The sequence below is a fragment of the Zooshikella sp. RANM57 genome (assembly GCF_050749885.1).
Classification (GTDB): Bacteria; Pseudomonadota; Gammaproteobacteria; order Pseudomonadales; family Zooshikellaceae; genus Zooshikella.
On sequence record NZ_JBOIUB010000003.1, the window covers coordinates 338,911 to 356,441 of the forward strand.

Below are 17,531 nucleotides of genomic sequence, written 5' to 3' on the forward strand. Positions count from 1 at the left end.
ATGTGTATCATAATACTCTTTACGTCGTACTATAAACTACCCAACATTTTCCAACGCTGCAGGAGCTGATTCTTCCTGCCCCATTTGGTACAAATAATCAACAATCGGTCCAGGCTGATAACCTAGCACTAACTTTTCCAAATGGTCCCGGAAAGCAGGTATATCACCCTCAACTAACTGTTTATTTAACGCTTTAAGAAAGCGTGTTAACTCAAGCCAGTTGTACTTGTGCTCATTTGCTTTCATTATCATTGAATGATCAGTAGGCGAGTTTTCATCGCCAATCAACAGCTCTTCATAAAGTTTCTCACCAGGACGTAAGCCTGTATAAACAACTTCAATATCCCCTTCGGGATTACTTTCAGACTTAACGGTTAATCCAGAAAGGTTGATCATTTTAACCGCTAAATCATTAATTTTAACGGGCTCCCCCATATCTAACACAAAGACCTCACCTCCAACACCCATGGCCCCGGCTTGGATAACCAACTGAGACGCTTCAGGAATCGTCATAAAATAACGAGTGATTTCTGGATGAGTGACAGTAATGGGTCCACCACTTGTTAATTGTTCTCTAAATCGGGGAATAACCGAGCCTGAGGATCCCAACACATTGCCAAAACGAACCATCGTAAAGCACGTCTGATTCTTGTAGGGTGTTTTATACAAGCTGTTATCGATTACATCACTTATCACTACCTGCTTTTCATCAGCAAGCGCTTGTAGCACCAGTTCAGCAGCCCTTTTAGTGGCCCCCATAATATTGGTTGGACGTACCGCTTTATCAGTCGAAATCAACACAAAGTGTTTAACTTGTCCTGCAATCGCTGCAAGTGCCGTATACGTTGTTCCCAATACATTATTACGAAAGCCTTCAACTGGATTATGCTCAACAATAGGCACATGTTTATAAGCAGCTGCATGATAAACGGTATCAACTTGATACCTAGACAAGACACTCATCAAACGGCAAATATCCAGCACAGAACCAAGCAAAGGCACAATAGACACTTGATCACTTACAACTATTTCATGACGTTTTAACTCATCATGAATCGCATATAAGTTAAACTCAGAGTGTTCATAAAGAATAAGGAGTTCAGGCTTTTGACTGATAATTTGTCGGCATAGCTCAGCACCAATTGATCCACCAGCCCCTGTCACCAAAACAACCTTTCCACGAATGCATCGTGCTAATAATGCTTTATCTGGCTTAACAACATCTCGCCCCAACACATCAGCTACTTCAACCTCACGAATATCCTGAACTTTTACTTTACCTTGTGCTAACTCTGTAACACTTGGAACGGTACGAACGTGCAAAGGATAACCTTGCAAATTCTCCAAAATTTGCTTTTTTTCAGCACGTTTTAAAGTAGGCATAGCCAGTAAAATTTCCTGAGCCCCCGTCTCATTAATCATCTGAATGATATGTTTAGGTGTATAAACTTTAAGCCCACCAATCATTCTGTTAGCAATAGACCGATCATCATCCACAAAAGCGACTGGCTGCAACTGACGCCCACGTTCTAATGCACCCAGCAACTCAAAGCCCGCCTGACCAGCGCCATAGATAGCAACTGGTGTCTTTTGTAACTTATACTTAGCGTCTTCAACCACAGTACTGTGCAAATAGGATCCTAACCAGGAACGAATAAGCCAGCGGAACCCACCAATAAACAGCAAGCTCAATGCCCAATAGTTCAAGATAACCGAGCGAGGAACAAACACTTCATCTTTTGCCCAAAATACAGCCAGTGCAAGAATCAAAGAAGAAAGTGTTACCGCTTTAAATATTGACAAGAAGGCATCACGTCCCATATACCGCAATACAGCACGGTAAAGCCCCATACGAATAAATACAGGCAAGGCGATAAAAGGTGCTGAAATAAAGATTATGTAATAATCCTGCTCAAATGGGTTGATTATTTGATCAGTACCCAAACGTATAAAATAAGCAAACCACAATGACGCCCAAACAAACATTACATCAAGGAATAATGCTGTAAGTCTTTTATGCCGCCTATTTAAACTTATCAGATATAGTTTAATATTCATTGAAAATCCACTTACCAAATCACTTAACGCATGCTCGAATATTGTCTATTCAACAGTAAAATAAAGTTTCATTAACCTTTTTATAGACAAATTGTAAAAATATTTTACAATTACTGGTCACACTAATTGATCAGACAAACTTCAACCAGATTTTAAGTATGCAATTACTCATCATTAGACTCTTCGATATTCTATTTGCAATTATAGGACTTAGCTTTTTAAGTCCAGTGTTCATTGTCATTGTCATTCTTGGCATCATTGATACAGGAAAGCCTATTTTTTACCAACAACGAGTAGGACAACACCGAAAACCCTTTACTTTAATCAAATTCAGAACAATGAAGCCAAATACTGCCTCTGTAGGTACTCACTTAGTTGATTCAAATGCAATCACACCGTTAGGCTCATTTTTGCGAAAAACAAAACTGGATGAATTGCCACAACTTATTAATGTATTACTAGGGACTATGAGTCTTGTAGGAGCAAGACCATGTTTGCCCAACCAATCTGACCTGATAAAAGTAAGAACTAAACATGGCGTTTATAATCATAAACCAGGGATTACTGGACTAGCACAAATCAATAATATTGATATGTCAACCCCAAAAAAACTGGCAAAAATTGACGCAACAATGCATAAAAACCTTAATATTTGCTACTATTTTTCACTTATCTTAAAAACAATAATAGGTCAAGGGGCTGGTGACGCAGCGCAACAGAAAAACAAAAAACAGTGATCTATTTTAGATAATAATTCGCTGTATTTACTAAAACCTCATCTACAGTATATGGTGGTTTCCATCCAAGTAACTCTTTTGTTTTACTAATATCTACACGTAAAGAGCCACATAATCTATGATAAATGTCACTTTTACCTAAAAGACTTGCAAATACCCTTAATACTTTATCAGGAATAGGTAATAAATATAGATTCACTCCTAATGCCTTTGACATTTTTGACAAAAGCTCAGTAGTTGACATATCTAGATCATCTGAAACTAAAAATATTTCATTAGCAGCCTTTGGATGATCCAAACATACTTTAATTAAATCAACCAAGTTATCTAATGCTACTAAACTGCGGGCATTATCCTTTATTAATCCCAAAGGAAGTGGAGTCTTTTTATATAAAATATTCATAAGTTTTAAAAAATTTCCTTTAACCCCTGGCCCATAAATCAATGGAGCACGAATAATAACTACATCTATACCAGTCTTCTGTGAAATCTTTAATAATTCCTTTTCAGCTTCATATTTTGAAACACTATAGGGGTCAGAAGGATGTGGATTATCTTCTGGAGTAAAATGACTCTTATAAATAGTTTCTTCTCCATTTACTTTTATTGAACTTATAAATATAAATCGCTTAATTCCTGCTTGTACTGCTTGTTGAGCTAAGTTTAAAGTACCTTCTACATTTATTTCATAATATTCTTGATAAGGGTCAGGATTATTATCATTCATTATATGTACACGTGCAGCAGTATGAATAATAACCTCTATTCCTCTCAATACATTCCTCCAATTAGTTTGTGAATCAATTTCACCGACTATAATACTATCCGCAAAACTCACATCATTAGGTATAGAATTTTCATGTCTAAAAACACTACGTACATAACAGCTGCTTGCCTCTAAATTACTACAAATATTTTTTCCTAAAAAGCCACTAGCACCTGTTACTAAAACTGAAGGATATTTTTTTTGAATCATGTTATGCACAACTCCTTATATATTCTGATATGCTTCTCTACAACAGAATTAATATCAAACTCTCGTTCAGCTAAATATCTTCCTTGTTTACCCATCTCATTTCTTGCACTATCGTTCAAAATCAGTTTAGTAATAGCATCAGCAAGAGCAACAGAATCTTTAACTGGTACTAATAGCCCAGTTATATTTTCTTCAATCGCATCACGACAACCAGGAACATTTGTAGTAATTACTGCACGCCCACATGCAGCAGCTTCAATCAAAACCTTAGGCAAACCCTCCCGGTATGATGGGAGTACCACAATATTTGCCATTGCAATCTCAGCTCTTATATCAGGTCGAAACCCTTTCCACTTAATCACCCCATCTTCACCCCACTCCTTAAGATCTTCTGCAGAAATTGAGCTAGGATTACCTATATCAGGATCACCAATGAGATAAAAATTAACTAGAAAACCTTTTTCAATTACTCTTCTAGCTGCATCTATAAACTCAATAACACCTTTATCTTTAAGCATACGTGATGCAAGTATTACTGTAGGTGTCCCTTCAGGCTCAGGAACAGGATAAAAACATTTCAAGTCAACGCCTGACCCACGAATAATAATAGTTTTATTATCATCCAATCCTATTAAGTCTTGGAGAACATAAAGATCATCTGAATTTTGAACAATTACACGTATATTTGGGTGTCCAAAAGCAAAATAATAACCAAGTGCAACAATTTTTTTCAAAACCAAAGTTTTAAATTCTACGTTAGTAAATATAAAACCAAGTCCAGAAACCGCAGCCACTACAGCAGGAATCCGTGTAACCCTAGCAGCAATGGCACCATACAAAACAGGCTTAATAGTAACTAAATGAACTAATTGAGGCCTAATCTCCCTAAACAATAAAAGAATAGCTACAAAAGTTTTTATTTCTGTAAAAAGATTCTTACCACTTCGTGTTATTGGTAAACTATGATAAGTAAATCCACTTTTAACTATTTTATTGATCGCACTACCATATCCTGTTGCAATATGAACATCGTAACCGTGCTTTTTTGCTTCTAATGCAATTGATAACCTATGAGATATAAAGAAGCAAGGATCATTTACTATAAACAACAATTTCTTATTCAACATAAAAAGCTCGATTGGATATCTTCAACGTTGTTCTGGTTAATAATGGAAAATAAAACAAGTCCAAGGAAATATAAAAGTCTAATACAAAAATCTTCACTTTTTGGTATATAGTAAATCACAAAAAAATCATTGTTGTTCATACCAAGACTGAAACATTAATATATTCCAAAGTAAATAAGCTCTATTATATTTTCCTGATATATGCTCATTCCATAATTTTCTTATTTGATGAGGATAAAAAAAACCCTCCCTATGTAAACGGTCCTCGGCTAATAAGGACTCACTCCATTCACGAAGTGGACCTCTTAACCAATCGTGCAAAGGAATTCCAAAGCCCATTTTTGGACGTTCAATTAGATTTTGTGGAACATAACGATGTAATATTTGACGTAAAGGCCATTTCGTTTGTCCATTACACATTTTTACAGATAATGGTACTCTCCAAGAAAATTCCACTATCCGATGATCAAGAAAAGGCACTCTAGTTTCCAAAGAAGCAGCCATAGCAGCTCTATCAACCTTAACTAAAATATCATCGGGTAAATAGCTAATCATATCAAGTGCCATCATTACTTCTATATCGCTAAACTTTGGAAGAACTGGTTTCAAACCATTTAATACTGTATCAGGTTCAATCGCATCGATAACCAAACTACATGGGTGTCTATGATGTGACACTAAACGATTGTAAAGCGACTCAATGGAACTACTTGTTAAAACTGAAGCAGCTTTATGTATTTTATCTCCTCCTTGCGCAACTTTTACACTAGGCAAAAGACTTATTATAGTATCCCAATGACTAGGAGAGATACTAAGAATAATTTTTGAGATATTTCTTCGTATGAAATTTGGCATAAAAGATATTTTATGCCAAATTTTTTCAGTTAATAAATATCTATTATAACCAGAAAAAAGCTCATCTCCAGCGTCTCCGGATAATGAAACGGTTACATTTTCTCTTGCGAGTTGAGAAACCAAGTATGTTGGAATTTGAGATGAGTCAGCAAATGGTTCATCATAAATGTTCGACAAAGAAGGAATCACTCCCATCGCAATCTTTGGAGGAACATATAACTCTGTATGATCAGTTTTTAAGTGTTTAGCTACTGCTTTAGCATATAATGCCTCGTTAAAACTATCTTCATTAAATCCAATAGAAAAAGTTTTAACTGGATAATGAGACATACTTTGCATTAAAGCAACTATAGTAGATGAATCAATACCACCAGATAAAAAAGCTCCTATTGGGACATCAGCAATCATTTGTTGTTGGATTGAACATTTTAAAAGTTTTTCAAGCTCTTCAACCACATCATTTGCTGAACCAATATGAGGATTTTGCGCTCCAAAAATAGCAGCTTTACTTACTGACCAATATTCATCAATTTTAATATCAGCATTAGAAGTGTTGTAAGTTAATAAATTACCTGGTTTAAGTTTATAAATATTTTTGTATATTGAGTAAGGGGCAGGTATATAACTATGTTTTAGCAGTAACGACAAAGCATCACGATTAATTTCCCCATTAAATAATGGATGTGCTTTAAGTGCCTTCAACTCAGACCCAAACAAGAAAGTATCACCAAGTAATCCGTAGTAAAGAGGTTTCTCTCCAATACGATCCCGCCCTAAAATTAATTTTTTCTGTTGACTATCCCAAACAGCAAAAGCAAACATACCAATAGATTTTTCAATTGTTTTTTTTATCCCCCAAGCTTCAAACCCAGCTAAAAGCGTTTCTGTATCAGAATGACCACGCCAAGCAGGAGATACACATAACGAATTTAATTCATCTCGCAAATTTAAGTGATTATATATTTCACCATTAAAAACAATAACAAAGCGTCCTGTTGAAGAAAACATTGGTTGGTGGCCAGCTGGAGTTAAATCAACAATGGATAAGCGCCGATGGGACAACCCAACTCCTGCCTCAGTATCGAACCAAACCCCATAATCATCAGGACCACGATGGTAAATAACATTACCCATATCAGTTAATATTTGTTGTGCTCCAAACAAATTGGACCGTGAAAAAAAGCCTGCAAAACCACACATATTTACTCTTTTTAAAAAATGTTATTAACAATTAAAACTTTGCCAGTAAAATCTTTGTCAAATAAGCTTATTTCAAACCTTTTCCTATGATTACTCAGTTCTAGTACTTGTTTTGGTCTATGGTCTCGAATATCTTTATCACGATTCAAGCCACATGAGATAGAAGATGGATCTTGCCATTCTCTCTATAATTTCATTTTAATGAAACCCAATTTTTACTAGATCCTGTCAACATCAATTAATTTATTAACGATTAATGCAAAATGAATAAATGAAACGAATAATAGCTTCTAAATTTTCAAATCGAGATGATATATGTCTAAAGCCTTTTTCTGACGAAATAAGTGCTCAACTTCATTACGTTTCTTGTACATTTCACGATCTTATTCCCAAGGCAATAATCGATTACTTTTGACTGAACCGCCGGCTCCATATTTAAATTAAATACGAGTTGTCTGGTTTCGTCAGCTTTGTAGGCTTTATCCATACAGACGTGGGCTTCTTCCCAGCTACAGTTTTCAAGCTTTTAGTAGTTTTCTATCTCCCGAGTCATCACCTACCTGACCTAGAGATAACGAAAAAGTGACAGCCATTTGATCACCTGCTTCAATCTGGTGAATTTTAGCTGACCATCCCCATATTGATTTGCCAATAGCTTGTGGGGCGTTTTTTTAATACATCTGTACCTTCAAGGAAATACCTATATTATCGTGCTATCAAGCGACACAAAATCAAACTGGATAGTAATAGTATCAACTTCTTGTAATACAGAAAAAGCTTTATCTACCCCCCCTTTTTTGATTCATCACATAAAACGCGTATAACTCTCTAAGGTTACTTGCACTTACCTGATGGAAAGAAAAAAAACACATATACAAAAAAAAGATACACAAACGCACTTGAGGTATAATAGTCATAAAAAACGCTGAGAACAATTAATGATAATGAAAGCGAAGAAAAAAGATTTGATCTTAAAGTATTTCGATACAGTGCAGAAAAATAGAATACGGAAGAAAAAAATGAAATAGTTACCATAGATACACACAAACCTAAAAAACCATAGTCTAAATAATAAACTCCAAAAACAGTAAAAACATTTGTAGGTTTTGGTGTTAATATATATGGTATTTTTGTTAAAGCATGATCAATTACTTCAAGTTTCACCAAAATAAAATGTAAAAACCGCCATGACAATAAACCAATATCAATTATTTCTCTCTCCCTACATATCAAGTCGAATGCATGTAAAGGAGATAATAGATAAAACCAAAATTTATCAAATCCAGGTTTTCCAACAAGTTCACCAATCAATCCAAAAAACAAAAATAACGATAAAAACATTATAATTATATATCTTATCTCAAACTTAATATGAAGCAGAAAAAAGAAAGCTATTAGCATAGAAACAAAAAAAGACGAACGCGCAGTACTAAAATAAACAAACAGTATATAAAAAATAATTAATAAAATCTTTTTATAATTTGCAACCTTATTTTCAAAAAAAATCAAAGCAACCAACAATGTAGGACAAAAGAAAAAAAAATAATTCAACAACGACAACAATGGAAAGTTAACACTTCCACCTTCTTCTGTCAAATATAGTCTATACAATGAAAGACCCAGGCTTGTATAAAAATCACCTCCAACAATTAGATAATGATCAATCATCATAAAAACAATATACAAAATCATAAAAAATAAAAACCAATTAACGACAGAATTAATTGATTTAAAAACACCTACTTTAATGAAAAAAAGTTGTTTCGGGACTAATTTCCCTAACAAATAACCTGTCCACCAGCAAATAAAACAAATAAAAATCGACGTATATGTTTCCAGTCCTAATGAATAGAATGAATCGGTGTAATCCACATAAAAAAAATCAACAAGTAATATACCACTCCAAAAAAACAAAAACAGCCACAAAGGATTTAATAAAAAATATCTCATCTCACACCAGATATCATAACATATTTGCGAGCATTATAAATAAAAGATATAAAACAAATTGGATTAGTGAAAAACCCTTTTAACATATATTTTATACCTTTCATATAAATTTTAGATAAAATCAACTTAGCACCGTAGACCATCATTCTTTCACTTTTAGTATTGCTTGCAAATTTACGAAGATGTGGATATTTTTCAATAATCATATCAAGCATATCAAACACCTCATTAAATCCACTTAAAACATTTATATTTGTAATATTACTTTCATGTCGTCGATATTTTCCTAAAACATCATCAATGTAACGGATGTAGCCTGAATTCTGAGCAAGTATTTCAATATGATGGAACCAATCTGATGCATACTTGATTTTCTCATTACAGTATATTTTATTTTCCATTCTAACCAAGCAAGAACAACCACCATTAAATGATAAATATCTAACTAAAACAGAGGCATCTCCTTCTCTTGGCTTATGGCGAGAGCTATATAAATAATTATTTTTGGTATTATTTACATAAAACACATCCAAATCATGATAACAAATATAACAATTTGGATCAGATTCCATTAACTGCATTTGCTTTTCAATCTTTTTTGGATACATTATATCATCGCCAGCAAATAATGCTATAAACTTACCCTTTGAATACTCAATAAGCTTATTAACATTACCTGTAATCCCCAAATTAATTTCATTTTTTATTAGTTTAATTCTATAGTCATTATTTTTTTTTATATATTCATCTATTATTTTTATTGTACCATCTGTTGAACAATCATCAGATATAATAATTTCAATATTTTTATACGTCTGCTGACGAGCTGACTCTATTGCATCAAGCACATAGTCTTCTTGATTATATGTTGGTATTACTATTGAAACAAGAGGCATAGCATTAATGCTTTTTTGATTGCCTTCATATAAATGCATAACCTAGTTCCTAAATATAAATCTAAAAGTTACTTTTAATATAATAAAACAAAATCTTGCAATATGCCTTTTCATTAATACGCCAACAAAAAACTATTATTTAATTGGCACTTGTTAAAAGCAATTAGCAAATTTAACACGTTAAAACTTACTTAAAGTTTTAACCTCTCCGCCCCATTTATTAATACCTGTACTGTACTTATAATACCCAAAACAAAATAAGCCATAAAAAATATAATTAGTTAAAAAAGCATAAGTGGTTCCAACCAAACCAAACCAATTGATAAAAATAATATTAAGACAAAAAAATGTTAAACCAAAAAACAATTCAGATAGAAGAAAAGCATATATTTTCTTTTTTGCTATCATATAATATGAAAAAACCCACGAAAATATTTTAACAACACTACCTAACAACTGAATACCTAGTAACTCTTTAACTTGATCAAAGTCACTTGTATATAGCAAATTTACAATTATTCCTTTGAAAAAATACACAATCAATGCCAGCATGACACTTGTACCAATTGCATATACCAAAACCTGATTAATTATTTTATTTTCATCATCATAGTTATTTGCTGCACTTAATTTAGGCAAATAATACGTTACAAGAGCAGTTGTTATAACCAACAAATATAACTCAGAAATCTTAGTTGTAGCTTCCCAATATCCTGCAAACTCCCAACCTAAACTATCAACCAAGTGCATTCTAATTCCTATAAAAACAATAGGAGTAGATATCACTGTTGTAAAAGAAACAATCCAATATGGTATGAATTTTTTTATGATTCTTAATTCAAATTTTGGTATTAACCATTGCTTATTAAATTTTTTCACCTTAATTAAAAACATAAAAACAATAAAACAAGCTAGAGCTTGAACTAGGCTTATACTGAGTAAGGCTCCATCAATTCCCAAAAAAAACACCAAAAACACAGCTAGAGTTAATAGTATACAGCTACTACTAATTTTACCTACAATTAGTTTTTTTAACTCATTCCTTCCATTTAGTATAGCAATAAATATTTGATATAAGGTTATAAATATAATCACAAAACTAAATAATTTAACAATCCAAGCATATTTATGCTCATCAAGAACAAACTCTGCTAGCTCTTCTGATAAAATATATACACCTCCTCCGATAATAACACTTAAAACCAGACCTAATCCTATTGAGTTTTGATAAAATTTTTGGCTTTCCTCATCATTCCCCAAAAATTCTGCTGTATATTTTACTAACCCATTAGCAAATACTCCACTAGATAAAAGGATAACTAATGAAACAAAGTTTTGAAATTGTCCAAAAATTGCAACTCCATCAGGACCAGTCCGCATTGCTATAAATTTAATTACCACTAAACCAGCAGATAATTTAATTATGGTCTCTATAGCAGATAAAATTGATGTTCGAAACAATGTCATAAAATGAACTTATTAACCTCTTTTACCACTGCCATAACTTCATCTTTAGTTAGATTTGGTGACATAGGTAAACTTAGTACCTCATTGTGAATTTTCTCTGTTAAAGGTAAACTAACTCTATTCATTGATTTATATGCTAATTGTTTGTGCGGAGGGATGGGGTAATGAATCAATGTTTCAATACCAGATTTCATGAGTGTTTCGTACAAGTTTTTCCGTTTATTACTTCGAATCACAAAGAGATGCCAAACATGTCGCTCTTCATTTTTTAATTCAGGCATTATAATTTCTTTGTTTTTGATATTATCAAAATAACAATTCGCAACGGTTCTTCTTTGCTCTATATTTTTGTTCAAATATCTTAATTTAACGCGTAAAACTGCTGCTTGAATCTCATCAAGCCTACTATTTACACCTTGATAAATATTATTATACTTTTCTCTTGAACCATAATTCCTCAATACTCTTAGTACTTCTGCTAACTCACTATCATTTGTTGTTATTGCACCAGCATCACCAAGGGCACCCAAGTTTTTCCCTGGATAAAAGCTAAAACCAGAAGCATTACCCCAGTTACCACATTTTCTTCCATCAATACTAGCACCATGTGCTTGTGCAGAGTCCTCCAAAACTAATAGGTTATATTTATTTGCTATTTCTATTATCTTTGGCATTTCAGCCATATATCCATAGAGATGAACAGGTAGGATTACCCTAGTTTTGGATGTAATTAAATTTTCAATAACTTCAGGATTAATATTATATGTTTTTTCATCTGGCTCAGCTAAAACAGGCTTTAAATTATTTTCTGTGATCGCAAATATACTCGCAATATATGTATTTGCGGGTACAATAACTTCATCACCATCTTTTAGATATCCAAGCTCCTTCCAAGCACGCAATACTAACTTTAATGCATCTAGTCCATTAGACACACCAATGCAAAACTCAACACCACAATAGTCTGCAAATTCATTTTCAAATAATGTTACATTTTCACCAAGAATATACCATCCAGAGTCAATGACAGAAGTAACAGCTTCGACTAATTCACTTCTTAACTCAGCATTTATTGACTTTAGATTTAAAAAATTAACCATTTAAGTTAACCTCATAATGATCTAGTACTATTGCTCGTCCACCACAGTTTTCTTTTTGTGAGATCAATCCATTATTTAAAAACTTACCATTATTTTCAGTAGAGATCCCAAAACTGAATAGCTTACCCTCTGACATTGCTTTAACAATCAATTCCTCTAGCAAAAAGTCAAGTGCCCCAATTTGCTTACCAACATCTGATGTCGCAATGTATTGCGTATGAACAACATTTCCAAAATCAAAAATTACTGTTCCAGCAACAATCTCAGCATTAACTTCAACAACTATTAATTTAATATTATCATTGAATTTTTCATGCAGTTTTACAATTTCATCAACACTATGAACTGGTCGAGTATTATGATGGGCCAGCACTCGATGCAATAACTCAAAAAAAGCCTCCCATGAAGTAGACTCACTTACTGATAAACCAGATTTTTTTCCTTTATTTATGATCCACTTTTTTCCTTTTGACAGTTTAGGTCGTTTATTAGAATAAATAACAGTTGAAACATCCCTTCTAATCAATTTTGCATCATTTAAATAAAGTAAATATAAATCTTCTTGTGCTGGTTGCACATGAAAAATATAAGGTATAACTTTATAAATAAGTTTCTCAAATCCAAATTGCACCATATTTTTTTTAAAAGATACGAAGATATCATTTATTTTCGACGTTTTAATTTTATCACCAATGATTAAACCACCATAAGTTAAGCCTCCATGAGATATTAGTGTAGTACCAACTGCATTAGCTGGTAAAACTGCTATAATTTCATTTTTTTCTCTAATTATTATTGAGTAATCTATAAATCTATCCGCATGGTATTCAATGAAATCTCTTTCAAACATAAATAAGTAATTTTTTGCTTTTTTTACAAACTCATCCCATTCATCCTTTTTGTCTTGAGTATATTTTTCAATCATTAACATTCAATTAACTCCGCTACTCCAAATCCCTCTTTACCCATATCATTTCCATTATAAAAAGCATACAATTTATTTCCTGTATCAATTAATCGTGGGTAACACAAGTGTTTTGAGTCAAATCCAGATTGAGATAACTCAAGACCCAACGCACTATCTTTTCGAGTCCAGTTGATACCATCACAAGAGAATGCTACTCCAGGAAAGTAATCATTTCCATTTAAACTACCTTTTGTATAAAACATCATATATTTATCTTTAAGCCTAATTACAGATGGTCGACCTATACGATATTCATTTCCTTGTACGTCAACACAGAGCTTACCCTCACCCTTAAAACTAATTCCATCGGATGATTCATTATACCAAATATTATATTTCGGATAATCGCACTCGTTTATTTTTTCCCAGTCATTCCCAACTGCATACCAAATTTTCCAAACATTGTTTTCAAAAAAACAGGTATGTATTGCTCTAATAGTACAAGCTCCTTGATAACGGTCTAAAACTGGTGCTTCGGAAACTCTATAAAAATTCTTTCCATCTTCACTTTCAGCTAATCCTGTAAACGCAAGGAACTTTGCTTTTTCAACTTTTTGAAATCCAACATAATACATCCTAAACTTATTATTATGTTTAATGACATCTCCAAGTATTACACCATTATCATCAAAACAACCATTACGTCCAACATCAAGAGAGGGTTTCTCTGAAATATGTATTATTTCTTTTGGATTATTTGCATTAACATCAACATAACCAATTCTACTAATTCCTTGAGAATATCTAAATCCGGCATAAACTCTAATAGTGTTAGAATTTATTAAAATTGGAGTAGGCGTTAAAGCTGAGTTTATCGCCCAATTTGGCAATAAACTATTTTTAAAAACATGGCCTATCTTTTTCCATTTCATGGATCACCTCAAAATTCAACACTTAAACTACTTTTCTTTGGCAAGGCCTTTGCAGGATTGCCATAATATATTTTCTCCGGCTCAGTAAGATTTTTTGTTACTAAACTACCTGATGCCAATATACAATCTTTTGCTATACTTGTATGATCATTAAATGTTGAGTTAACTCCTAAAAAGCAAGAACAGTTAATCCTACAGTAACCTGAAATCACAACGTGAGATGAAATAAAACAATTATCTTGAATAATCGATCTATGACCTATATGATTTCCACTCCATAAAATAACGTTATTTCCTATTTCTACAAATGGTTGAATTGTATTATTTTCAAAAATAAAACAGTTTTCACCTATTTTTGCATTTTTCCAGACAAAAGAATGTGAACTTATATAAGTTGCACAAGTATACCCTTTATTTTTGAGTTCTTTATACAGCCTCGTTCTTACTTTATTTAACTTAGACGCAGGTATAGCAACAAAAGTGTCATAATAATTAGGAGGAAACTCTTTTTCTAAATACTCAAAAGATATTAATGGTTTATTATAAACAATATTTGCTTTTTTTTCAGGGTCACCGGCATCTATATATTTATTTTCAACACAAAAAGCAACAACTTCATAATCCGAATCATGTGTAAAGTATTCGAACGCGATCATTGCAAACTCACCAGCACCAACTATTACTAACTTTTTATTTTTGTTCATCTTTGATTTCCTTTATAAAGCATGAATAATCTCTAATGTAATCAGATTCATTGTAATGTTCACTTGCTAATACCATTAAAACACAATCACTGCTAAAATCATGCATTTCACGCCAAATCATGTTTCTAATATACAATCCAACATTAGGTGACTCAAGATCAACTTTTTTGCGTTTAATGCCATCATCCAAAATTAAACTACATTTTCCAGACAAACAAATAATAACTTGCTCTAATTTTCTATGTGCATGAAATCCTCTTGACACTCCTTTTTTCGTATCATAAATATAATAAACTCGTTTTATATCAAAAGGTATTTCTTTCCTTTTTTCTAGAGCGATAAGACTTCCTCTATCATCACCTATTACAGGAAAATCATATTTATAATAATTTCCTTTTGGCTTTATAATGTATGAATTAATATCTAGCTTTGCATCAGAGAACAGAGGAGCATTTCTATCTTTATCGCTTGTAATCAAATCACTAGTTATAGGCCAATTTATATCAAGCTCAGGTGAATTCCAAAATATTGAAGCTTCACTCTCTTTATTATAATAGTTTGTTGTTTTATAACTTACATGAGTATTATCCTCTAAAGTGACAAAACCATGTGCAAATCCCTCTGGAATCCACAACATTTTTTTATTCTCACCAGTTAATTCTACAGACACATGCTTTCCATATGTCGGAGAGTCTCTACGTATATCAACAGCAACATCATAAATTGATCCTTCCACGACTCTTACTAGTTGGCCTTGTTCATAAGGTGACAACTGGTAATGCAATCCTCTAAGAACTCCTTTTCTCGATTTTAAATGATTATCTTGTACCAACTTACACTTCGAGACTTGACTCTCAAATTTATTCTGATTCCAAGCTTCAAAGAAAATCCCTCTATTATCTTCATATATTGTTGGTTCAATGATTTTTAGATCAGGTATTTTTGTATTAATTACTTTCATAATGTCACATATAGCTAAAAATACAATTTATTGCTTGCTACTAGTTAGTAAAAAACCAGCTTATAAGAGATTGTATCTAATTACGAAAAGATTCGTACATTAATGCGAAACAATGGATAAAATAGGGTTAAGGATTCAAAATCTAATCATTTATTGCTTTATTATATTTTTTTCAAGCGTCGCCTATCAATTAGTGATTATAAAGATGATTTTTTATCGACCAGATATTTCAACTTCGATCAAAAGAACATTAATTAACATTTGACTTCTTTGGTAAATAATAATTTACAAATTTAGGGTGAATACTATTCATAGCATGATTATTTAATTTTATTTATCATTCATATTAAAATTTCTCACATCTTCAGTTATAAAGAAACAGCTTCATTTTCTGCCTAATTTGATCTTCTGGCTTTTCAACACGCACATAGTCAGTAACGCTCTTCATTATTCTGCAAATGGTAAACCTGAGTATTTTTTGTTAATTTGTAGAGATAATTTTAATTACTACAAGAATTGTCAATTTTAATATTTGTTTTTAAACACTTAAAACAATGATGCATTGCAAGTATAGGACTGATTCTTTATCGAAATAATTGAGTGAATATATCACATCGAAGTTGCACACATTTTAATTTTAATGTTTGTTAATAATCTTGAAGATGATTTGACCTTAATGACTTTTTTCTAAACAAGTTATAAAACTTCAAAATAGTTTCCTCATCTATTAATTTGTAGTTTAGATTTTGCCAGCAATTTTATCATTTAACCAGTATTATAAAGCATACTTTATTAATTTAACTATAAAAAATTTATTTAATTGACAAAATAAAGTAAGTTATAACTATTTTTTGATTTTTGCTAATAGGTTACCATTATTATCAAATTACTATCTCATTAATTTTATACAGTTTTTTTTGATTTCTTTTTTTAATTACTCATTCGGTGAATGAGTACCTCAATTAATTTATACATTCCATCGATGTATATCTTTTCCTTATAGTTACACATATTTAAAAACTTAATCATAGGTACTTTAAATATTATAGATATACTTATTGCTAATCATAATTTCATTGATATAGAACCTTAATCCATCATTACTAAGCTTTTAGTTTATTTTATGTTTTTTATTCACTCATAAACTGTTACTGGCTTTATCTTCGTCTGAACCACCATAAATTGACAAAATTTCCTAATAAACAGTTCTTGTAGTATCTAAATTTACGGTTACCAATTCAGATTTTTATAAGCATTGTCTATGTTTATGAATGTTTATTATGCTATTTACTGAGTTGTGTATTTCAAACATGACTTTACATTTTTATGGATTTTTTCGTACTATAATCTACTCGATTATTTAAATCCTTGCATAACTGAGTTATTTGCCTATTGGATTAATGACACAGATTAACTTTATGCAATATCTTTAATAGGCGAAAATTACTTTTTCACAAAATCGACTTGTTTTTCAACTGATACAATCATCTAATTATTTTTTTGAAATATAACGGAATAAGTATCATAAACGTCTGTTTTGCTTATATGATTTGTAAGCTGAACTTAATAGTTGAAACTCTTCATGAGCACAGTCAAATCATCGCATTTATAAACTATTAAACCGGCTTTAAATTAGAATGTATAACACACTGATATTGTTG

Annotated in this window: 13 protein-coding genes; 1 reads left to right on the plus strand and 12 read right to left on the minus strand. The window is 32.0% G+C overall.

The window, feature by feature from the left end; genetic code table 11:
* Positions 1-36 precede the first annotated feature (36 nt).
* Positions 37-2,058: a polysaccharide biosynthesis protein gene (locus ACQ96U_RS08875; protein WP_431720887.1), complete on the minus strand. Its 2,022-nt coding sequence runs from the start codon at positions 2,056-2,058 to the stop codon at positions 37-39.
* A gap of 158 nt (positions 2,059-2,216) precedes the next feature.
* Between ACQ96U_RS08875 and ACQ96U_RS08880 the strand changes: the two genes are divergently transcribed.
* On the plus strand, positions 2,217-2,795 hold the full coding sequence (locus ACQ96U_RS08880) for a sugar transferase (RefSeq protein ID WP_431720888.1): 579 nt from the start codon (positions 2,217-2,219) through the stop codon (positions 2,793-2,795).
* 1 nt (position 2,796) lies between these two features.
* On the opposite strand, the gene ACQ96U_RS08885 is transcribed toward ACQ96U_RS08880, so the two are convergent.
* The 11 genes from ACQ96U_RS08885 to rfbC form a co-directional block, all read right to left on the minus strand.
* A complete protein-coding gene (locus ACQ96U_RS08885; RefSeq protein WP_431720889.1) occupies positions 2,797-3,771 on the minus strand; it encodes a UDP-glucose 4-epimerase family protein in 975 nt (324 codons plus the stop codon).
* A complete protein-coding gene (locus ACQ96U_RS08890) occupies positions 3,768-4,898 on the minus strand; it encodes a glycosyltransferase family 4 protein (protein ID WP_431720890.1) in 1,131 nt (376 codons plus the stop codon). Before ACQ96U_RS08890 ends, ACQ96U_RS08885 begins: the two co-directional genes overlap by 4 nt.
* A 126-nt stretch (positions 4,899-5,024) precedes the next feature.
* Entirely contained in the window at positions 5,025-6,953 is a 1,929-nt protein-coding gene (asnB, locus tag ACQ96U_RS08895; protein WP_431720891.1) for an asparagine synthase (glutamine-hydrolyzing), read from the minus strand.
* 834 nt (positions 6,954-7,787) lie between these two features.
* Positions 7,788-8,903: an O-antigen polymerase gene (locus ACQ96U_RS08900; RefSeq protein WP_431720892.1), complete on the minus strand. Its 1,116-nt coding sequence runs from the start codon at positions 8,901-8,903 to the stop codon at positions 7,788-7,790.
* On the minus strand, positions 8,900-9,838 hold the full coding sequence (locus ACQ96U_RS08905) for a glycosyltransferase (protein ID WP_431720893.1): 939 nt from the start codon (positions 9,836-9,838) through the stop codon (positions 8,900-8,902). The genes ACQ96U_RS08900 and ACQ96U_RS08905 overlap by 4 nt, the downstream gene beginning before the upstream one ends.
* Positions 9,839-9,979: 141 nt before the next feature.
* Positions 9,980-11,266, minus strand: a complete 1,287-nt coding sequence (locus ACQ96U_RS08910) for an O-antigen translocase (protein ID WP_431720894.1) — start codon at positions 11,264-11,266, stop codon at positions 9,980-9,982.
* The gene (locus ACQ96U_RS08915) at positions 11,263-12,366 is read right to left on the minus strand and encodes a DegT/DnrJ/EryC1/StrS family aminotransferase (protein WP_431720895.1); all 1,104 of its coding nucleotides are present in this window, start codon (positions 12,364-12,366) and stop codon (positions 11,263-11,265) included. The genes ACQ96U_RS08910 and ACQ96U_RS08915 overlap by 4 nt, the downstream gene beginning before the upstream one ends.
* Positions 12,359-13,297, minus strand: a complete 939-nt coding sequence (locus ACQ96U_RS08920; protein WP_431720896.1) for a GNAT family N-acetyltransferase — start codon at positions 13,295-13,297, stop codon at positions 12,359-12,361. Before ACQ96U_RS08920 ends, ACQ96U_RS08915 begins: the two co-directional genes overlap by 8 nt.
* Positions 13,291-14,205, minus strand: coding sequence for a hypothetical protein (locus ACQ96U_RS08925; RefSeq protein ID WP_431720897.1), 915 nt, complete (start codon positions 14,203-14,205; stop codon positions 13,291-13,293). The genes ACQ96U_RS08920 and ACQ96U_RS08925 overlap by 7 nt, the downstream gene beginning before the upstream one ends.
* A gap of 8 nt (positions 14,206-14,213) precedes the next feature.
* Positions 14,214-14,909 carry an acetyltransferase gene (locus tag ACQ96U_RS08930; protein ID WP_431720898.1) on the minus strand — a complete coding sequence of 232 codons (696 nt, stop codon included), beginning with the start codon at positions 14,907-14,909 and terminating at the stop codon, positions 14,214-14,216.
* Entirely contained in the window at positions 14,896-15,870 is a 975-nt protein-coding gene (gene rfbC / locus ACQ96U_RS08935) for a dTDP-4-dehydrorhamnose 3,5-epimerase (RefSeq protein ID WP_431720899.1), read from the minus strand. The genes ACQ96U_RS08930 and rfbC overlap by 14 nt, the downstream gene beginning before the upstream one ends.
* Between the last annotated feature and the right edge of the window lie 1,661 nt (positions 15,871-17,531).